The organism is Pseudomonas sp. RIT-PI-q (assembly GCF_001297125.1).
In the GTDB taxonomy this organism is placed as follows: Bacteria; Pseudomonadota; Gammaproteobacteria; order Pseudomonadales; family Pseudomonadaceae; genus Aquipseudomonas.
In genome coordinates, this window is the sequence record NZ_LHPC01000034.1 from 220,460 (window position 1) to 240,422 (window position 19,963).

Annotated in this window: 14 protein-coding genes and 2 pseudogenes; 9 read left to right on the forward strand and 7 right to left on the reverse strand. The window is 51.8% G+C overall.

The window, feature by feature from the left end; genetic code table 11:
- Positions 1 to 17: 17 nt before the first annotated feature.
- From fdxH to AEQ67_RS18530, 5 genes and pseudogenes are all read left to right on the forward strand, one after another.
- A pseudogene (gene fdxH / locus AEQ67_RS18510) lies at positions 18 to 896 on the forward strand (formate dehydrogenase subunit beta); the annotation flags it as partial.
- Positions 897 to 1,141: 245 nt separating this feature from the next.
- Complete coding sequence (locus tag AEQ67_RS18515) at positions 1,142 to 1,789, forward strand: formate dehydrogenase subunit gamma (protein ID WP_059405275.1); 648 nt, start codon at positions 1,142 to 1,144, stop codon at positions 1,787 to 1,789.
- A complete protein-coding gene (fdhE, locus tag AEQ67_RS18520) occupies positions 1,786 to 2,703 on the forward strand; it encodes a formate dehydrogenase accessory protein FdhE (protein WP_059405276.1) in 918 nt (305 codons plus the stop codon). The genes AEQ67_RS18515 and fdhE overlap by 4 nt, the downstream gene beginning before the upstream one ends.
- A gap of 401 nt (positions 2,704 to 3,104) precedes the next feature.
- A complete protein-coding gene (modA, locus tag AEQ67_RS18525; RefSeq protein WP_059405277.1) occupies positions 3,105 to 3,860 on the forward strand; it encodes a molybdate ABC transporter substrate-binding protein in 756 nt (251 codons plus the stop codon).
- A 368-nt stretch (positions 3,861 to 4,228) separates the two neighbouring features.
- Entirely contained in the window at positions 4,229 to 5,590 is a 1,362-nt protein-coding gene (locus tag AEQ67_RS18530) for an OprD family porin (RefSeq protein ID WP_059405278.1), read from the forward strand.
- Positions 5,591 to 5,967: 377 nt separating this feature from the next.
- Here AEQ67_RS18530 and AEQ67_RS18535 read toward each other — a convergent pair whose 3' ends face one another.
- From AEQ67_RS18535 to AEQ67_RS18555, 5 genes are all read right to left on the reverse strand, one after another.
- Positions 5,968 to 6,246: a hypothetical protein gene (locus AEQ67_RS18535; protein ID WP_059405279.1), complete on the reverse strand. Its 279-nt coding sequence runs from the start codon at positions 6,244 to 6,246 to the stop codon at positions 5,968 to 5,970.
- A 1,053-nt stretch (positions 6,247 to 7,299) separates the two neighbouring features.
- Positions 7,300 to 8,151: an urea carboxylase-associated family protein gene (locus AEQ67_RS18540; RefSeq protein ID WP_059405280.1), complete on the reverse strand. Its 852-nt coding sequence runs from the start codon at positions 8,149 to 8,151 to the stop codon at positions 7,300 to 7,302.
- A gap of 16 nt (positions 8,152 to 8,167) precedes the next feature.
- Positions 8,168 to 8,833 (reverse strand): GntR family transcriptional regulator, encoded by a 666-nt coding sequence (locus AEQ67_RS18545; RefSeq protein WP_059405281.1) that lies wholly within the window; start codon positions 8,831 to 8,833, stop codon positions 8,168 to 8,170.
- A 17-nt stretch (positions 8,834 to 8,850) separates the two neighbouring features.
- Positions 8,851 to 10,359: an amino acid ABC transporter permease/ATP-binding protein gene (locus AEQ67_RS36595; RefSeq protein ID WP_059405282.1), complete on the reverse strand. Its 1,509-nt coding sequence runs from the start codon at positions 10,357 to 10,359 to the stop codon at positions 8,851 to 8,853.
- An 85-nt stretch (positions 10,360 to 10,444) separates the two neighbouring features.
- Positions 10,445 to 11,299 carry an ABC transporter substrate-binding protein gene (locus AEQ67_RS18555; RefSeq protein WP_059405283.1) on the reverse strand — a complete coding sequence of 285 codons (855 nt, stop codon included), beginning with the start codon at positions 11,297 to 11,299 and terminating at the stop codon, positions 10,445 to 10,447.
- Positions 11,300 to 12,049: 750 nt separating this feature from the next.
- Between AEQ67_RS18555 and AEQ67_RS18560 the strand changes: the two genes are divergently transcribed.
- From AEQ67_RS18560 to AEQ67_RS18575, 4 genes and pseudogenes are all read left to right on the forward strand, one after another.
- On the forward strand, positions 12,050 to 12,922 hold the full coding sequence (locus tag AEQ67_RS18560) for a LysR family transcriptional regulator (protein WP_236710370.1): 873 nt from the start codon (positions 12,050 to 12,052) through the stop codon (positions 12,920 to 12,922).
- 144 nt (positions 12,923 to 13,066) lie between these two features.
- On the forward strand, positions 13,067 to 14,260 hold the full coding sequence (locus tag AEQ67_RS18565) for a CaiB/BaiF CoA transferase family protein (protein ID WP_059405284.1): 1,194 nt from the start codon (positions 13,067 to 13,069) through the stop codon (positions 14,258 to 14,260).
- Positions 14,257 to 15,199 (forward strand): annotated as a pseudogene (locus tag AEQ67_RS18570) (hydroxymethylglutaryl-CoA lyase). Before AEQ67_RS18565 ends, AEQ67_RS18570 begins: the two are co-directional and overlap by 4 nt.
- A 56-nt stretch (positions 15,200 to 15,255) precedes the next feature.
- Positions 15,256 to 16,587 carry an MFS transporter gene (locus AEQ67_RS18575; RefSeq protein WP_059405285.1) on the forward strand — a complete coding sequence of 444 codons (1,332 nt, stop codon included), beginning with the start codon at positions 15,256 to 15,258 and terminating at the stop codon, positions 16,585 to 16,587.
- 1,077 nt (positions 16,588 to 17,664) lie between these two features.
- Here AEQ67_RS18575 and AEQ67_RS18580 read toward each other — a convergent pair.
- Positions 17,665 to 18,597 (reverse strand): carbon-nitrogen hydrolase family protein, encoded by a 933-nt coding sequence (locus AEQ67_RS18580; protein ID WP_059405286.1) that lies wholly within the window; start codon positions 18,595 to 18,597, stop codon positions 17,665 to 17,667.
- A 9-nt stretch (positions 18,598 to 18,606) separates the two neighbouring features.
- Positions 18,607 to 19,929, reverse strand: coding sequence for an MFS transporter (locus tag AEQ67_RS18585; protein ID WP_059405287.1), 1,323 nt, complete (start codon positions 19,927 to 19,929; stop codon positions 18,607 to 18,609).
- Between the last annotated feature and the right edge of the window lie 34 nt (positions 19,930 to 19,963).

Sequence of the window (19,963 nt, forward strand, 5' to 3'; positions counted from 1 at the left end):
GGAGCGCCATCATGTCCATGCAATCTCAAGACATCATTTGGCGCTCGGGCACCAGCTCCTTGACGCCCGCTCCACGTGTACGTGACCACAAAGCTGAAGTAGCCAAACTTATTGATGTCAGCACCTGTATCGGCTGCAAAGCCTGTCAGGTGGCGTGTAATGAATGGAATGACCTGCGTGACGAGGTAGGTCACAACGTAGGCGTGTACGACAACCCGGCAGATCTCAGTCCTGATACCTGGACGCTTATGCGATTCGATGAGGTCGAGACTGAAGATGACAAGCTGGAGTGGCTAATCCGCAAGGATGGCTGCATGCATTGTGCAGAGCCTGGATGCCTTACCGCCTGCCCGCAGCCCGGGGCGATCATTCAATACGCTAACGGTATCGTCGACTTCGTGTCTGACCAGTGTATTGGTTGTGGGTACTGTGTCGCGGGATGTCCTTTTGATGTTCCGAGGATCAGTAAAAAGGACAACAAGGCTTACAAATGCACTCTGTGCGCAGACCGTATTGCGGTCGGTCAGGAACCGGCCTGTGTAAAAACATGCCCTACCGGTGCCATCAGCTTTGGCAGCAAAGAGGACATGCTTCACCTGGCTAACGAACGGGTGGTGGAACTCCAAGGCCGTGGTTTCGCCGGAGCTGGCGTGTATGACCCTCAAGGGGTGGGTGGTACGCACGTTATGTATGTACTGCAGCATGCTGACAAACCCAACCTCTATCACAAACTGCCCACTGATCCACGCATCAGTAAGGCTGTCTATGGCTGGAAGAGCTGGATGAAGCCGGTTGCAGCAGCAGCGTTCTTCGCCACGTTGGCGGGAACGATTTTCCACTATGTCGGAGTGGGGCCTTTGACCACTGACGACGAAGAGGACGATGGGTCATCAAAAGTAGTGAAGGTATCGGGGAGCAACGCACCCGTAGTGGTTGAAGTAGAAGCAACGTCAGGGGCCACGGCGTCTGGAGTGGTGGAGGTAACGCCAGTGGCGACGATTAAAGCGCCTGTAGTTGTAGAAGTAGCGGCGACGTCAGTGGTCAAAGCACCCGTAGTAGTGGAAGTAAAGGCTCAGTCGGCGGTCAAGGCACCTGTAGTGAAAGTAGAGCCAGAGCCAAACAATGATGAGGAGGAGTCGGTGTGAAAAAGCGTGACGCGATTTTACGTACCCATTTTGCCGATAGGATCTGTCACTGGTTTATGGTGATTTGCTTCCTCCTTGTAGCGCTTTCGGGGCTGTCGTGGTTTTTTCCCACCATGAACTGGCTTAACGGTGTGCTGGGTACGCCCCAGATGGCTCGTATCCTTCATCCCATCTTAGGAATTGTAGTCTTCCTGGCATTGATGTTTTTGTTCGTGCGATTGGTGAAATATAACCTGCCAGAACGGGAAGACCTTATCTGGATCGCCAACATCAAGAGTGTGCTGCAGGGTAAGCACATGAAAGGCCTGCAGATTGGCAAGTATAACGCCGGGCAAAAGCTACTGTTTTGGGGGATTATGTCGCTGATTTCACTCCTTTTGATCAGTGGCCTTGTGGTCTGGCGGGCCTATTTTGCGGAGTACTTTCCGATCCCGGTGATTCGTATTGGTCTGTTGCTCCATTCTTTTGCGGGTATCTGCCTCATCCTGCTAATTATGGGTCATGCGTACATGGGCTTTTGGGTTAAGGGCTCTATTGATAGCATGATTACTGGGTATGTCAGCAAACTCTGGGCAAAGACTCACCATGATCGTTGGTATAAGAAGGTAACGACAAAACAAACCAAGACCACAGGTGAAAAATGAACAGCATTCAAATAACACCTGTCGAAGAGCGGACATCTGGAATTTCAGAAATTCCTGCGGTGATATTGCCAAGTTTGGACAGCATTTATAAGTCTCGTGCGGTGCGTTTACGGCAGCTTGCTGTTGATCACCTAATGGCTGAGTACTTGGAGTTCATTGCCCAAGTCGTGGAGTCGCAACAGTCTCTACATGAAGACTCACCGCTGACCGATGAGCTCATTGCGATGCTGGGTGAAAATGTTGGTACCGGCCGTGCTCCGCTGAGTAATGACATTTTTGTGACAAATCGACATTGGCAGCATCTGCTGACGCAATTGATCGACAAGCTGTATGCAGACGCGAGCATCGCTATCCGTAATACCTTTGATCAGTTGCGCGATTATGACGAAGACAAATTAGCAACGATTGCGCGATCACTTCTAGCTGGGACTTTTGGAGAAATCGACAGTGGCCAATCCTTGTTCATCTGGGCAGCGTTGTCGGTGTATTTCAGGCAGCTTGCCTCCAATTTGCCTGCAGGCGGCAAAGCAAGCTTGGGTGAAGAGCGCCAACTTTGTCCGGTCTGTGCGAGTACACCAGTTGGAAGTGTCATAATGATCGGTGCCCAATCTGGATTGCGTTATTTGCAGTGCGGATTGTGTGAAAGTCAGTGGCATATGGTCAGGATTAAATGCACCAACTGCGAAGAAACCGGTCGGATTGATTATTGGTCGGTCGCTGAAACTAAGGTAGCCATTAAGGCTGAAAGCTGTGGTGATTGCAGTACCTATCTGAAGGTCGTATACCCCGAATACGATCAGGATTTGGATCTTGTTGCGGATGACATCGCATCGCTGACGATGGATGCGGAAATGGAACGTGAAGGATTCGCGCGAAGTGGCATTAGTCCATTCCTTTTTCCGGGTAACGCGTGAACATCAAAGTCTGAATACATAAATAGAGGGGAAGCTCGTCAGGGTAGTAGCTGATGTAGCTGATCCTCTAGGTGGGATAGCGATTACGAATCCATAGTTTTTTGAATGACCTTATTGAGTGGGCAGAATACTGACGCGCATCCACCGTGATGGTGATTTAACATCAATCGCTATATACTAAATTATATGGCGATGTTGAAGGCGCTTTTTTTTTGAGAGGCATTTGGAATTACGCCACGGGCTTTATCACAGCTGGGGTGTTGGAGATTAGGGGCGCCACATTAAAGGAGCCGATGTGCTACCCGCACTTACCGAGTTTGCGGGCATACGCATACTCACAGCGCTGCATCTGTCAGTGCGCATGTATGGTACTCAACGCTTCACAAAAAAGAGGGCAGTCCATGATTTATCGTCTATCTCGCTTGGTAGTTGCACTGTTAGCCAGCACCACGATGTTAAGCGCAATGGCAGATGAGGTTCAGGTTGCTGTTGCGGTCAACTTCACTGCACCCATTCAAGCGATAGCTACCGATTTTGAAAAAGATACTGGACATAAGTTGGTGGCTTCTTTCGGTGCGACCGGTCAGTTCTATACCCAGATCAAGAACGGTGCACCATTTGATGTGTTCCTTTCGGCAGACGACACCACACCTGAAAAACTTGAAAAAGAAGGTGATACGGTAAAGGGTACGCGTTTTACTTACGCTGTCGGCACCCTGGCCCTATGGTCGGTTAAAGAAGGGTACGTCGATGCTAAGGGCGAGGTGTTAATGAAAAATCAATACCAGCATCTGGCTATCGCCAATCCTAAAGCTGCTCTGTATGGTTTGGCTGCTACTCAGGTATTGGTTAAGCAGGGTCTAACCGATAACGTCAAAGACAAGATCGTTGAAGGGCAGAACATTACTCAAGCCTATCAATTTGTGTCCCCCGGAAATGCGGAACTGGGCTTCGTTGCCTTATCGCAAATCTACAAGTACGGTAAAGTTACCAGCGGTTCGGCGTGGATTGTGCCGGCAGAGATGCATGAGCCGATCAAACAAGACGCCGTTATATTAAATAGGGAGAAAAATAACGTTGTCGCAAAGGCGTTGGTCGCCTATTTGAAGGGCCCAACATCTGCCCCTTTCATCCGGTCTTACGGATATCAGCTTTAAGTGTAGATAGTTGCCTTAAAACCGGCATCGCTGAATCTTTGGTAGGTGTCGTTTAACGATATTCGCTAACCCAGGTCGTAGTCACATTAGAAAATATCTTGATGTAATAATATGGAAGTGATTCATGACGTTGAAATGGCTCTCTTTTGTTCTGTCGTGCAGTTGAATGACGACGGTTCTACTTATTATTAATGAGGCTGGTCTGAATTCTAAGTTCAGGTTCAAATAGTAAGGTATCTAGATCCAAAATCTGATGCGGAGCTATGCTCCGGTATTCGATTCATCTCATGTAAACCGAGATTTATATTTAATGGGGCTGTGGTGCTCTGGCGAATAACTAACAAAAACTAAAAATTGGAGCATTACTGATGTACAAATCCACTTTGGCCCTTGCAATTGCTACAGGCGTGCTCGCGCAACAGGTCAATGCCGCTGGTTTTATCGATGACAGTAAAGCCACCTTGGGGTTGCGTAACTTCTATATCAATACGGACAATCGTGATCATGCTGCCAGTACGGCTTCCGGCGTTCAAAGTAAGAACGAAGAATGGGGTCAAGGCTTCGATCTGCGTTTCATCTCTGGTTATACCCAAGGCACGGTAGGCTTTGGTATTGATGCGATCGGCTTGCTAGGCGTGAAGCTGGACTCGGGCGGCGGCACCAACGGCGCCACTCCAACGTCTTACGGTGGCACTGTATTCCCAACCAAATCCAATGGCGAGGCGGTTGATAACTTCTCTAGCTTGGGGCTCACTGCCAAAGCCAAGATCTACCAGACCGAATTGAAACTGGGTACCTTGCAACCTAAGAACCCGGTTATCGTGACCAACGATGGTCGTCTGCTGCCACAAACCTGGCAGGGTGGCCAGGTTACTTCCGGCGACATCAAAGACCTGACACTGGTTGGCGGTCAGATTGAAGCGGTTAAAGGCCGTAACTCCAGCAACAACGAACAACTGTCGATTGGTGGAGCCAACAGTCCAACCGTTAGCGGGCGTGACAGCAACAAGTTCATTTATGCAGGTGGTGACTACAAAATCACCAAAGACCTGACTGCCCAGTACTACTACGGCAACCTGGAAGATTTCTACAAGCAACACTTTCTGGGGTTCGTTCACAACTGGGCAATCGGCCTGGGTGTCCTGAAGTCTGACCTACGTTACTTCAACAGCTCCGATGACGGCGCCAATAGCAATACCCCGGCGTATTACAGCTCCGGCAATGACACCGGATTCGCTAACGGTCGCACCAAGGTCGACAACAACCTTTACAGCGGCCTGTTTCTTTACACCGTCGCTGGTCACACCTTCGGTGGCGGTTACCAGGTTAGTAATGGCACCAGTGACTTCCCGTGGCTGAACCAGGGCGACGGCGCGTCAAACTACACCATCACTGACATGCAACTCCAGAAATTCAGTCGTGCTGGCGAACGCACTTGGCAGGCGCGCTACTCGTATGACTTCGCCAAAGTCGGGCTGCCGGGTCTGACCGCAGGCGTGGTCTACCTGAGTGGCGACAACATCGACACCGTCGGAGCCAATGGCCGTGAAAACGGCTCGGGCCGCTCAGAGTGGGAGCGTGATCTGACAGTTGGATATGTCGTTCAGTCAGGCGCGCTCAAAAACGTTGGCTTCCTGTGGAAAAACGCTACTTGGCGTAACGATATTCCGGCTCAGCGCGATCAGGATGAAAATCGTTTGATTCTCAGCTACTCAATCCCTCTGTTGTAACTTCAGTAATGTTTGCTGCCTGCGAGATTGCTAGGCAGCAAATAAGTCTGCACGCTTTGCTTTGTCACTGGTTTTTCGATCTAAGGAGCCGAGTGACGATAAATATGATATTTTTTTTATTTAAAACTGGCCCATTGATGGCCATTTTTGTTGATGAATACACAATATTTGTGTTTGTTTTCGATGTTCTAGAACCCAAAAATTCACTTCAGAAACATCATAAAAATTTGTGTGCTCATGGTTTGTCAAACTCGGTGTTGTCAGTAAACATACATATTAGTAGCGTGTTGAATGATAAGAAATGGATGCAGCTTTTGTGACAAGAGGATTCACGGATGGACGCGAGGGGCAATAATGGCTAGTTTGTTATTTAAATTTTAGAAGTGCGGTAGGCTGTCAAGGTTGTCTTGCACCAGGGCATTTGCATCGGTAGATATGAACAGATCGTCAATCACATGAATCATGGCACCATATCTCCACTGGTCTTTGTCCCAGAAAATAGTCTGGAAGGTGGTTCGACCTATTGTAATCAAATTTGCTACAAACTCTCGATCGGTTGTGAGTCTTTTCGAACTTCCGTTTTTTATAACCTGAACTTGCTGGATGTGACCGGTTGCTTTGTCTTTGCGAATTCCTGAAACGTAAAAGTCAGTCATGGTAGATCCTTGATGTTTATTTGCCCCTCGCATTGCCATGTTCATGCGGTGGCATTTTGAAGTCAAATACATTCAGCGTGAATTTTATTCCTAACTGCAGGCGATGTTCCTTGTGTTCTCCTTGTCAGCCAAGAAATAAATTGACACATAACTCGCAGTCTTAAACTGATATGCTTTTTTATTTTCTTTCTGATTTCTATCATTTTTATTTTCAAATCAAAGCCGCAGTCAGCGACGGTGGCTGCGTGATGGTTCGAACGCTGATGTATCGGCAGAATGATTTTAGCCAATTTTGGTGAAGTGGTTCGGTCGACAGTGGGCTGTCGTCGATCAAAAGTATGGCTCGGCCAGATCAGGATCTTCCTCGTGATCTCTTGAGCAGTGATCTTGACCGAGGGATTCACTTGATCCTCGTGGTCAGGTGACAGATGGGCAACTCCAGTCTCCCGGTTCATGTTGATTGTGAGACGCTCCGCCAAGGACGACAGGATCTCTTCGCGTAGTGCTTTATCTCTTTCTTGAAAACTTATTTCCCGACTCCGCTGGGTTAACTGTAGCTATTGTGGAGTGGCACTCAAAGAAAGCAATATGTTGTTAATTCTCTGCTTTTATTGAATTTAAATAAATTTGATATTCTTTGAGTCGAGACAGTCGAAGCGGGAGGCATCAACCTGCTCAGAGCTAACGGCTCATGGCCCGGGGAGTTGCATGTGAGGGGCGGCTGCTGAGCGATAACCTATTACTTGGCTTTCCCCTTGGGAATGATCGGTGTAAATCAGGGGTCGCATTACTTCACCTTGGGCAACCATGGCGGACTGGCCGTTTAGAGCTTATGGCTATGCTTTTGCTTATCGTCACTCTAGCATTGGCCTTTGACGGCTTGTCTCGTGCACTGTATCGGCGGAGGGGAGTACAGATTTACGATCATCCAGGTTAAATCTTCTGCTCCTGAACTTTGTTCTTGTCATGCATCGAAAGCCCTTCAGACTGTACAACAACGTGGTTCAGATGTCCGGAGCAAATGGCGCTCCGGGACATCAAGAGGCGAATTGACTATTTTTCCCACTCCGCTTTGGGGATCAGCAATCCGTGGTTGCCGTTATAGGTCGCACGCTCGGACTGCTTCCAGCCGTTTAACAGCGAATCATCGAGTCGATAAACTTCGACGCCCAGAGGGCGGCAGACCTTTAGTGGATCTTGCGCATCGGGGCCCCACATCGGCAATGACAAGTCGCCTCCCGGGCAGGTGGAAAGGGCGCATAACAGATCGATTTCAGCAAAGAATTCCAGGTAGTCCCCTTTTTTCGCTGGGCATGCTTTCATGAAGTACATGTCATCATGATTAAGACCGGTGCATTGGAAGATGTTCAGTACATCATGCACGTCGAACTCGGTCAGGCCATGGGGCAGCACGGCGCGGGTTAGGTTGGAGTGGCAATGATGATGGAAATCCTCCCCGGAGAGCATCTTGTTCACATACGGATCACATCGAGTGCCCAGTAAGTCGTGCAAACGACCTCCATGTTCGTCGACGCCGTAGCCAGCCAAACTGTCGTCAGTGATAGTGACCATTGGGCGCAAGAAGGGTAGGTTTGACCAAAGGCGGTCATAGGTGGTGACGTGTGCGCCTTGCAGCTGACGGGTACGAGCTGCCCACATGCGCTCACGAGGATCGTTGGCGCTCCAGACATTGAAGTCGCCGACTTGCGGGCCAACCGGCGTGGTTACACGGAATACATGACCTGCAGGCACCTTCCACGCACGACCAGTTCGTATCGGCACTTCAAATTGCTCGATCAACGTGCGCCCTTCTTTCGATTCACGCACACGATCGTAAAATGGTTTGTTCACCAGCAATGCGGCGCCTTTGTTGACTTGATAGGCCGCTGGATAATCCTTGTACATAGTGGATCCTCTGTTTTCAGTGTTTGGGTATGCCGTTCATAATCTCGAGCAGGATCATTTCTGAGTCGTTTAGATAGGCGGCCATGGCTTCTTCGGCTTCTTTTTTGTGTCCGTCAACCAATAGGTCATGGATATGTCGGTCGCGTTCGAGCCATGGCTTCTGGAAGGTTTCTTCGCTGGGCGCATTGGAGAAAACCAACCGCATCTGAGCTGCAACATGTGTGAAGAATTCATCGAGTAGCGGGCTGCGCAATAGACCCACGATATGTTGATGGAAGCGCAGGCTGTGGGTGCCAAAGGATTGCCAATTTTCCCGGTCTTGGGCCAGTTGCGCGGCCTCGATGGCATCGAGCATCAAGTCCGATTGCTCATCGCGCAGCGGTTTACTTGCGCAAATCGCTTGAAGTTCGAAGAGGCGGCGAACCTTGAAGATATCGCGCACTTCATCGACACCCAATCTGCGTACCATCACGCCTTTGTTACGAACGTAGCTGGTAAGTCCTTCTCGCCCCAGCTGATGCAGTGCCTCGCGCACGGTGTTGCGTGATGCGTTGTAGGTATTGACCAGCTCTCCTTCCACCAGAGGCATACCCGGCAACAGACGCCCGCCGATGATATCCTCGCGTAATTCGACGGCGACCTGATCTGCCAGCGACAAGCTTTGTTCCTTGGGGTAATTCACGGTAGCGCTTCCTCGACTCAGGCTAGTTGTACGTCTTTGAGGAACTTGGTCATGCGCTCACTTCGCTGTTCCAGCATTTCACGCGGAGCAGCGTTCTGAATAATCTCGCCACCTTCCATAAACACCACACGGTCGGAGAGTTTGAAAGCGAAATTCATTTCATGGGTGACGATCACCATCGTCATTCCCTCACGAGCCAACTCTTCAATTACTGCCAGCACATCACCAACCAGTTCCGGATCGAGGGCTGATGTTGGCTCGTCGAACAACATGACTGATGGTCGCATCGCCAAAGCCCGCGCAATCGCGACACGTTGCTGCTGTCCGCCAGAAAGCTGATGTGGATATTTCCCCGCGTGTTCCAGCATTCCCACCTTGCGTAGCAGGGCCAGACTCAGCAAGCGCATTTCATCGTTGCCGCCATGACCGTGATAGACGGGCGCCAGCATCACGTTCTCTAGCGCGGTCTTGTGTGGGAATAAATTGAAACCTTGGAAGACCATTCCCACATGCACGATGCCTTGCATATGCGTCTTATTACTCAGGGCGCCGTGCGGTTCTTTGGTGCCACGAAGGAACGGATGGCCTTGAAGGGTAATTTCGCCGTGATCCAGTTTTTCCAGGCCATTCATGGTTCGGATCAAGGTGGTTTTCCCTGAACCCGACGGGCCAATAATCGATACCACTTCACCCCAACGCACATTCAGCTCAACGCCTTTGAGTACTTCCAGCTCACCATAGGATTTGCGTACGCCTCGTGCTTGCAAGGCGAACTCGCTTGTTTCTGTTTGGCGAGCAGTGCGGTGCGTCGGTACCTGTGCAAGGTCGGCAGGGCCCACACGCTTGGGTTTGCGCCGTGTCACGTCCAGGTGGTTCTCGAGCAGGCGTAGCAGGCGACTGAACACCGTAACGATGAATACGTAGTAGAACGCCACTGCGAACATGGTCTCCATCACAAGGAAATTCTGGGTATAGAGCTGTTGACCGACCAGAAGAATTTCGGAGAGGGAAATGACGGAGACAAGGGAGGTCAGTTTAACGATGGTGATGTATTCATTTGCCAAAGTTGGCAACGCGACCCTGAGTGCTTGGGGTACTACAATCAGTCGCTGAATACCGCGATATCCAACCCCCAAGGCTTTACCTGCTTCGAGTTGGCCCTTGGCTACTGCTAGCAAGCCGCCCCGATGGATTTCTGCGATGTATGCCGCCTCACTTAATACTAAGGCGATTAGGCCAGCAGAGTAGGGGTTGGCGAGTAGAGCGCTGGTTGAAGGGAACACCTGAGGCAAGTTGTAAACGAATATCAGCAGAACAAGCAGCGGGAGACTACGGAAAAACCAGATGTATAGGCCGGCGGCATCCCGCAAAAAACGACGCTGTGATTGTCGCGCAAGGGCGAGGAAAAATCCCAAGACGATACCCAGCAGCCAGGTTTCCAGACTTAGCTCAACCACAGTCGCCACTGCATGCCAGAAATCGCCGTTCCACAACAGGCTCAAGGTGTATTGCCAATCGAATTGCATGTGCTTACTCCGCGTTACTATGATTTTTCCGCAGACTGGTTGGGAGCGAGGAGAGCCGCTGCCGGATATGCTCCGGCGAGGGGTTTTAGTTTGTGGAGGCGCCCAAAGCAGCGCTGACTTCCTCTGCATTTGGTTCCGCAAGGTTGTAGCGTTCGAGTAACTTCGCGTAGCTTCCGTTTGCCCTGATTTGGCCAAGTGCTGTTGTTAATTCCTCCATTAATGGCTGGTTACCTTTGCGTACCGCTAGTCCGATGACTACTGGATATATCAGCTCGTTCGAGCTGATTACGGTCTTCCCTTGGAGTTTTTGAACGGTGATCTTGGCTACCGCAGGATCTTCCATCTGAACGTCGACTGCTTGAGCTAGTAACGCCTGCGCGACCTCAGGAGAGGTCGGGAATTCGCGAGACTGAATTGCGGGCTTACCCGCAGCTAAGCAATGTTCAGCGGAAACCTTATTGAGTTTAGGAACCCACGAAGCGCCTTTAATCGAGCCTACGCGTTTACCACACAGATCTTCTGGTCGCTGAGGTCGGAAGTCGCTCGCTGTTAACACCATCAGCGACGAGCCGGTCTTTAAATAGCTGAGAAAATCGACCTGTTTTGCGCGCTCGGCAGTGACATATAACGCCGAAGCGACCAGGTCGAACCGTTGGGCATTGACACCCAATATCAGATTTGCAAAGCGAGTGTCCAAAAAGCGCGGTTTCAGCCCCAATTGTGTACCGATTAATTGCATGAACTCAGGGTCGAAACCGCTAGGTTCTTTGTGCTCAAAATAGGTGTAGGGAGGGTAGGTCAAGTCGGAGCCAATTGAGAGTTCTCCCGGCTTTAGGGTTCCGGTGACCTCAGCGGCAGACAGAAATGGTGCAACGCAAGTCAATGCGATGGTCAGCGCAAGATTTGGCTTGATGTTGTTGCCCTTCAGACCTTTTTGCATGTTCGTTTCCTCGGTAGATGAAGGTAGCTAGCTATTTATTATTGTTCAACAATTCCAAAATAATTAGCATGCGGATTTCGTGCCAATAAATAAAATAATGACCTATTTGAGCTGTTTTATTTGAGAAAGTGCTTTTATTGGATAACCAGGCGCCAGAAAATATCAGAGTCGTTACTGAGCGTTACGTGGATGTGTAAAAAAGTGTCGCGAGTACGGGCTTCAGGAATCAAAACCACACACTGCAATCGCAAGCAGACGGTGGATTTAGGGAATCGCTCGCACAAACGGGCCGGCCTTCTTCACGTCGGATGACCTGGAAGATGAACAGATCAAAACGACATCGCATTTCACGCTAATCGACTACGTAGCGCTGACTAATGAGGCGTATGTGCACTGCTGCAACGATCAGCAGGTGATATTTGCGTCATACCAGGAGATTGGACTCAAAGACACCCCGTTAGGAAAGGGGCGCAAGGGCAGTACGGAATCAGGTTATCTAGTACTTTCAATCGAAGAGCGCGCTGACGGATAGAAGATTATTCTGGTCAGCAGTCTCTTGAGCCACCCGGCGAGCATCTGCACTTCCCAGATTCGGCTATTGGCTTCGATACAAATTCATCGGCTCTGCCAGCTGCGACACTTGTTCAATACCAATAGGCGTTACTCTACGTCTCTTCGACTAAGCCTATGGCGCGAACTTTTATGTTGCACAAAAGACTGATACGTCGTCTGGATCTGATTACTTAACAATTGTTCCTGGCCGTCCACGAGGAAGGGACGCTGGCCCGTGGCTCTGCCCGTGAGGCAATTGCGATGTCAGCGGCAAGCAAGCGTCTGATGGAACTTGAGGAGATGTTGGGTTTCAAACTGCTCGTGCGTCACGCCAAAGGCATTACGTTGACACCTGCCGGTGAGACGCTGTTGTATCACGCGCGGAAGATGCTGTTCAGCGTTGAGAAAATGGGGCTCGAGCTCGGTGAGCACAGCCACGGTATACGTGGTTATGTGCGGATGTTGGCCAATCTCTCGGCGATCACTCAGTTCTTACCCGAAGATCTGAGAGCATTTTCCGAGCATCACCCTGAGGTCAAGACCGACCTGGAAGAGCGCCCCTGCAATGGGGTGATTCAGGGGGTGCTGGATGGGGTGGCTGATCTTGGCATCTACTCCAGTGACTGCGATATCAAAGGTCTGCACAGTGTGCCTTATCGACGTGACAAACTGGTGGTGCTCATGCGCCCGTATCATCCGTTAGCCGTTGCGCACGAACTGACGTTTGCCAATACGCTGGACAGCGATTACGTTGGTCTGCACGCTGCCAGCTCTATCAATATACGCACCCATACAGCAGCTCGTAAGGCGGGCAAGGTACTGCGTTTGCGGATTAATGTGCCTGGGTTTGATGCCATGTGCCGGATGGTTCAGGCCAATATGGGTATCGGTGTTCTGCCGCAGCAAGCCTTTGAGTTGTTCGGTCGGGCGCTGGGGTTGCATGCGGTACCGCTTAGTGACGATTGGTCGGAACGCATGTTGATTTTGGTAGTACGGGATGAGATGGCCCTCTCGCCGGTGAGCCAGTTGTTGTTCGAATGCTTGCGAGGGCCTTCCTTACCGATTCGCTAACTGTCCTGCAAGCTTGAGATTTGCAGAAGTTTCGCCATTGTCCCTTCGCGTTTCGCGAATGCTCCTTGCCAACTGACGGTTGGATTTCGGCGGAGTTCGTCCTCTAGTCTTGGATCATATTCCAAGAACAAGAGGTACCCCGCGATGACTGCCCCGTTAAGTGCAATCAAAGTGATCGAGATCGGCACGCTGATCGCCGCGCCGTTCGCCGCACGTATGCTTGCTGAGTTCGGCGCCGAAGTGATCAAGATCGAAGCCATGGGCCAGGGTGATCCTCTGCGCAAATGGCGCAAGCTGCACGAAGGCACCTCGTTGTGGTGGTACCTGCAATCGCGCAACAAGAAGTCGCTGGCGCTGAATCTCAAATCCCCCGAAGGCATCGAACTGATCAAGCAACTGGCGACCAGTGCTGACGTGCTGATCGAAAACTTGCGCCCCGGAGCACTGGAAAAACTCGGGTTGGGCTGGGACGTGTTGCACGCCCTAAATCCCAACCTGACGCTGGTACGGATTTCCGGTTACGGCCAGACCGGCCCCTACCGTGATCGTCCCGGGTTCGGCGCCATCGGCGAGGCCATGGGCGGGATTCGCTACACCACCGGCACCCCCGGGTTACCACCATCGCGAGTCGGTGTCAGCCTCGGCGATTCCCTCGCGTCGCTGCACGCGGTGATCGGTGCCTTGATGTCGTTGTTGCGGGTCAAGACCGGGCAGGGCGGCGGGCAAATCGTCGATGTGTCGCTGGCCGAAAGCGTCTTCAACGTCATGGAAAGCCTGGTGCCGGAATACGACATGCTCGGCCATGTCCGTGAGCGCAGCGGTGGTGCGTTGCCGGGCATCGCCCCGTCCAATACCTATCTGACGGCCGACGGCGCCTACGTGGTAATTGCCGGCAACAGCGACCCGATCTACAAGCGCTTGATGGAGGTCATCGGCGGGCGCGATCTCGCGGATGCGCCGGAGTTTGCTCGCAATGATGGTCGCGCCGCCAAGAGTAATGTGCTTGACGCCGCGATCACTCATTGGACGAGCAGTCTTCCGATTGATGAGGTGTTGTCTGCGTTGGAAGTAGCCGAAGTGCCTGCTGGTCGCATCTACTCCGTGGCCGACATCGTTGCCGATCCACACTATCAGGCGCGCAACATGCTGCTCAATGCCGAGCTGCCGGATGGCGCCACGGTGAAGATGCCTGGCATCGTGCCGAAACTCTCGGAAACCCCGGGTGGCGTGAACTGGTCGGGGCCGAGTCTGGGCCAGCACACCGACGGGATTCTCGCCGGGCTGGGTCTGACGGACTCCGATATCGAACGCCTGAAAACTGAAGGTGTGGTGCAATGATCACTGACTTTTCCCAGACTCTGATCGTCCAGGAAGTCTCGCCGCGCGACGGTTTGCAAATTGAGCCAACCTGGGTCGAAACCGTCGACAAGATTGCCCTGATCGATCAGCTGTCGCTGGCCGGATTCAGCCGTATCGAAGCCGGTTCATTCGTGTCGCCCAAGGCTATTCCGGCATTGCGCGATGGCGAGTCAATGTTCAAGGGCATCACCCGCCAACCGGGGGTGATCTACGTCGCGTTGATCCCCAATCTCAAGGGCGCGCAACGGGCGTTGGCGACGCGGGCCGATGAGCTGAACCTGGTGATGTCCGCCAGCCAGACCCACAACCTGGCCAACATGCGCATGCGCTGCGAAGATTCATTGGCGGCGTTCGGCGAAATCGTGCACTACGTGGGCGACACTGATGTGCGAATGAACGGCAGCATCGCCACGACCTTCGGTTGTCCGTTCGAAGGCAAGATCAATGAGGATCGAGTACTGCAGATCGTCGAGTCCTATCAGGAGCTTGGGATAAACGGCATTACCCTTGCCGACACAACGGGTATGGCCAATCCGCGTCAGGTCGAACAGTTGGTGCGCAGAGTACTGCAGCAGGTTTCTCCGGCTGATTTTGACCCTGCATTTTCACAACACTCGTGGACTAGGTTTGTGCAATGTTATGGCTGCCTATGAGGCCGGCGCCCGTCGCTTCGACGCAGCCATCGTCGGTCTTGGGGGGTGCCCATTTGCGCCTGGTGCCTCGGGCAATATCTGCACCGAAGATCTGGTCAACTTATGTGATGAAGTCGGTATTCACACCGGCATCGATTTGCCGTTGTTGCTGCGATTGTCACGAAGGTTGCCGGCGCTGTTGGGCCATGAGATGCCCGGTCAATTAGTCAAGGCTGGGCGCAATAGTGATCTGCATCCGGTCCCGGAATCCATCACTGCTTCGTAATCCCACCCAGACAAAAAAATAATCGGACTGCAATGAAAAGTCCGCTGGAGAACACCATGAGTCTTAACGTACTGGAGGCGGGTGCGAGCCCGTCCGTCAGCTTCGACGCCGAAAAAAAACTGGTCAGCAAAGTCGCTTGGCGACTGATGCCGCTGATCATGGTCTGCTACCTGTTCGCTTTTTTTGACCGCATCAACATCAGCTTCGCCAAATTTCAGCTACAGACTGATCTCAGTCTGAGTGACACTGCTTACGGTCTCGGCGCCGGGTTGTTTGTCGTGGGGTATGTGCTGTTTGAAGTTCCGAGCAACATGATGCTCTACAAGGTGGGCGCCCGACGTTGGATCGCCCGGATCATGATGTCCTGGGGGACTGCCACCGCTGCTATGGTATTCGTCAACAGTGAATGGCAGTTCTACGCTCTACGTTTTGTGATCGGTGCGATGGAGGCGGGTTTTGCTCCTGGCGTACTGTATTACCTGACGCTTTGGTTCCCGCAGCACTATCGCGGACGCATCACCTCAATGCTATTTCTGGCTTCAGCGTTTGCTGGCTTGGTGGGGGCGCCGATCTCCGGTTTGGTGCTGGAACATCTGGATGGTGTCATGCAGATGCGTGGCTGGCACTGGTTGTTCTTGCTGGGGGGAGGGCCGTGCATCGTACTCGGCTTGATGGTTCTGGCCTTGCTTAAAGATCGTATTGAGGATGCACACTGGTTGACCCCAGGGGAGAAAGCCCTGCTCGCCAGTCGTGTGGCTCAGCGTGAGCCGCACAAGGGCGGGGGTTCGTTGCTCACTGCCTTGCGTATCCCTGGGTTTTTGACGCTGGGCCTTATTTACTTTCTGATCCAGGTTGCGTCCTATGGCTTGAACTTCTGGGCACCACAATTGATCCGCAGTGCGGGTACTCAGAGTCCAGTGATGATCGGTTTGCTGACGGCAATTCCTTACATTTTCGGCGCCATCAGTATGGTAGTTATCGGACGGGTGTCGGACGCCACTGGCGAGCGACGCAAGTTTGTAGCGGCTTTAGTCGCGCTAGGCGCGGTAGGGTTTTTCTGTGCTGGGATTTTTGCGAACCAGACGACCTTCCTCATTGTCGCCCTTAGCTTGCTGGGAACTGGGATTGTCGCTTGCATTCCGATGTTCTGGACGCTACCGCCTAAATTGCTAGCTGGTGCCGGTGCGGGCGCCGCTGGCGGGATCGCTGTGATCAATACCCTCGGGCAGTTTGGCGGCATCGTAAGTCCGGTTATGGTTGGACGGATCAAAGACCTGACTGGTAGCACCACGCCTGCGTTGTACGTTATCGGCGTCACTACGCTAATTGCAGTCGCCCTGCTGTTGTGGGGCTTGCCGCAGAAGCTGCGAACCCTCGATAAGAATTAGTCGGTATGAACAGCGAATGGGCCGGATAGTACTGAGTTATAACAGTGTCGCACGGCGATTCACAATTGTGCATCGCAAGCAACGTACGGGCAGCACCCTGGAGATGCTAATTAGCACTTCAGGGTCTGGAGGGGTGCTCTAGAAACGTTCGTGAAGCAACACTCGCCTTAACTTGAACCGTATAGCCCCCCACGAAACACGCTTTTTCTTTCCCTGAATCATCGAATATTAAATGCTTCCTATCGGCTCGATTGGCAGATTGCATCGCCGCCGTCCAACCAAGGCATAACGAGGATTGACCGGAACTTGGTAACTGGTTTTCAGTAAAATACGCAGGTGTTCCACCGAGTCGTACTGAAAATCGGCTGCAGAGAAAGCGTCGCCATTTCTTGGCTAAAACGGCAGCTCTTCACTCGCGCAATGCATGTTGAGGAACGGGCCGGCAGCGATCTAAAACTCTTCGGTAACGAAACAATCAGTGCTCTAGCCCCCACGTTAATGATGCTGCTGGTACCGGCACTGGTTCGCAACCCTCCAGCATTAATCCTGGATGAGTCTAAGTGCCCTGGACGTGGGCGAGCTTGGGCTGCTGTCACTCATGAGTAGATTCTGTCGTGAGGGTAGGGCAGTGATCATCGCGACCGATGACGGAATCCTTCCAGAAATTGATGGTTGATCCTGATCGACATCGGACAACTGCTTACGGCCATCCCGACGCATTAGATTTTTGCCAGTAAGAAACCGTCTGATCTTTACGCAATGGATCTGCAGGTGTCGCAAAATGCTGGTTGGTACCGATGCTGGTATGGATGAAGTGGGCTACTAGAGTTCGTCCGGGATTTGACGTAGGGCGCTACATTTTTATGCGGGCTGCAGGGTATAACGCTGCACGTTATCATACCTGCTCGTATTCGGTTGCCAAATCAAATCAAATCAAATCAAATCAAATCGATTAGATCGCAGCGCTTGGGATGGGGGCGAAGGACATAGGGCGCAAGGGGATAAACATCTTTGATGAGCAAGCAGAGGAGGTCGGGTACTCGATCTATTGACCCCATCTCTGCTCACGTCATTGACTCAGTTTTTCGTGAAATTCACGGCCTTCAACGCATCGGTGTTCACATGCAACTGGAAAACGTCAGGTCGCGAGTAGTGACCGGCGACATCGAAGTCCATTTGGCCTCTCACTAGATCAGATAGGTCGAGATCGGCATAGATTTCAGTTTCGCAATCATAGACCGGAGGCGCCAGTAGCTCACCGTTTGGAGAAACGATCATGCTGCCTCCATGCATGAGGTAATCGTCGCCCCGGGCATCGAGTTGCAGCTGTGATTGGAACTCTTCTGGGAAGTCACTTACCTTGATGGCTTGGCAAGCGGATAAGACAAAGACTCTCCCTTCGATCGCGATATGCACCATCGAGCTTGGCCAGGATGGCCTGTCGTCAGCAGTGGGAGCACAGTAAATCTGAACACCTTGGGCATACATCGTATGCCGCAATGCTGGCATATAGTTTTCCCAGCAGATGACAGTGCCCAGGATGCCGTGCTCAGTGGGCACCGCGTTCAACGTCGATCCATCACCAAAGCCCCAAACCGTACGTTCTAAACCGGTGGGCATCAATTTACGCCGGTAGCCGGCGATGCCTATTCCAGGAACGAGCGTCACAGCGGTGCAGTAAAGCGTGCGACCAAGCTGCTCAATAATTCCCATCACTGTGGTGACCTGAGTATCGTTGACGGCCTCAATCAAGGCCTGCATTTCTTGGCCATCTAGTTTGATAGCTCCGTCGAAGTAAACCTTGTAAAGCTCCTTACCGCTAGCACTGCGGTTACCAATCAGGTTTCCAAAGCTTTGCCCTTTCGGATATCCCCCGATAAACGCTTCAGGAAACACTGCCAATTTACCACCCTGTAAACTCACACGTTTCAGGATCTCGCAGGCTTTTTCAGTAGTCGCCAGCGGATTGAAAAGAATAGACGCGGCTTGGACAACAGCTACACGAATCATATACAGCTCCTAGTATTTGTTGATGTCTGTGTCTTTTGTTTCAGGAAGCAGCTTCCAAAGCGCCAGGAAGCATGCGAATGAGATAATCGCCAAATACCAAGCAGGGACATTTGGATTACCGGTTTGGCGAATTAGCGCCGCTGCGATAAATGGGCCAGGGCCTGCCAGTGTTGCCAATGCCAGGTTGTGACCAAGAGCTGCGCCGGTAGATCGAATGGAGGCTGGGAAAACTTCGACCAACAGTACGACATCGATTACCGCCGTAACGGCGACAAGGATCCCCAGCACCGTCAACCCTACAAAAATAGCAATCAGATTTCCGGTATTCAGCAACAGGAAGATCGGGTAGGCGAGGACGGTCAATAACGCCGCCGCTCCGAGAACGAGGCATCTACGTCCGTACGCGTCACTGATGCGTCCGACAATCGGATTGGCGATGCAATAACAAACCAGTGCAGCGCTGCATAACCATAAGGCTGTGCTTTTCGGAAGCCCGACTGTAGTGGTCAGATGGTTGTTTGCATAGGTTACGAAGTAATAGAGCGATACACCGAACAAAGCGGACATGGAAAAGGCGGTGAAGAAAGCTTTTCGTCTGATCGATGCAGAAGGGGGTTGATAGTTACCGGATGCACGCTTCGCAGCCAACTCCTCATAAACGGGTGTGTCACCAAGTCTTCTACGAATGAATAATGCAATACCAGTCATGATGATGGAAGCGACAAATGGAATTCTCCAACCCCACGTCGACACTTCAATTTCTGTTAAGTTTGTAGAAATCAATGCGGCAGTAAAAGTACCGAATAGGAAAGCGAGCCCCGCTGTGCCGGTAATAATACTGGCTGCCGTAGCACGTCTGTTCGCAGGAGCGCTCTCTACAATGTAAATACCGGCACTTGACCATTCACCGCCAACCATCATTCCCTGGATAAACCTCATCGTTACCAAAAGTATTGGTGCCGCTGCGCCAATCGCGCTGTAAGACGGCAACAGACCGATGATCGTGGTGCAAATACCCATTCCGAAAACGGTGATTACAAGGACCGCTTTACGCCCAAACTTATCTCCAATTGGCCCTAAAATAATTGCACCCAGTGGTCTGGAGGCAAACCCCACGGCAAATACAGCCAATGACGAGAGGAGGGAGACGCCAGGTGCGTTTGAGGGGAAGAAAAGGGATCCAATCACCGCAGCGAAATAACCATAAATCGCGAAATCGAACCATTCCATGAAATTGCCGATCCCCACCGCGACAGCCCTTTTCCGGTGGTCTATTTGTTTTGGGCTGGTATCGATTTTGCCTGATACAATCGTTTGATGTGTGCCGTCCACGTGAACCTCCTGATGCTTCTTGTCGTTTTTTTCC

Bases quoted from the DNA above. Each gene is read 5' to 3' on its own strand.
- AEQ67_RS18565 (WP_059405284.1), top strand. From the start codon at position 13,067: ATGACTGCCCCGTTAAGTGCAATCAAAGTGATCGAGATCGGCACGCTG.
- AEQ67_RS18555 (WP_059405283.1), bottom strand. From the start codon at position 11,299: ATGCAAAAAGGTCTGAAGGGCAACAACATCAAGCCAAATCTTGCGCTG.
- AEQ67_RS36595 (WP_059405282.1), bottom strand. From the start codon at position 10,359: ATGCAATTCGATTGGCAATACACCTTGAGCCTGTTGTGGAACGGCGAT.
- modA (WP_059405277.1), top strand. From the start codon at position 3,105: ATGATTTATCGTCTATCTCGCTTGGTAGTTGCACTGTTAGCCAGCACC.
- AEQ67_RS18575 (WP_059405285.1), top strand. From the start codon at position 15,256: ATGAGTCTTAACGTACTGGAGGCGGGTGCGAGCCCGTCCGTCAGCTTC.
- AEQ67_RS18535 (WP_059405279.1), bottom strand. From the start codon at position 6,246: ATGACTGACTTTTACGTTTCAGGAATTCGCAAAGACAAAGCAACCGGT.
- AEQ67_RS18580 (WP_059405286.1), bottom strand. From the start codon at position 18,597: ATGATTCGTGTAGCTGTTGTCCAAGCCGCGTCTATTCTTTTCAATCCG.
- AEQ67_RS18540 (WP_059405280.1), bottom strand. From the start codon at position 8,151: ATGTACAAGGATTATCCAGCGGCCTATCAAGTCAACAAAGGCGCCGCA.
- AEQ67_RS18530 (WP_059405278.1), top strand. From the start codon at position 4,229: ATGTACAAATCCACTTTGGCCCTTGCAATTGCTACAGGCGTGCTCGCG.
- fdhE (WP_059405276.1), top strand. From the start codon at position 1,786: ATGAACAGCATTCAAATAACACCTGTCGAAGAGCGGACATCTGGAATT.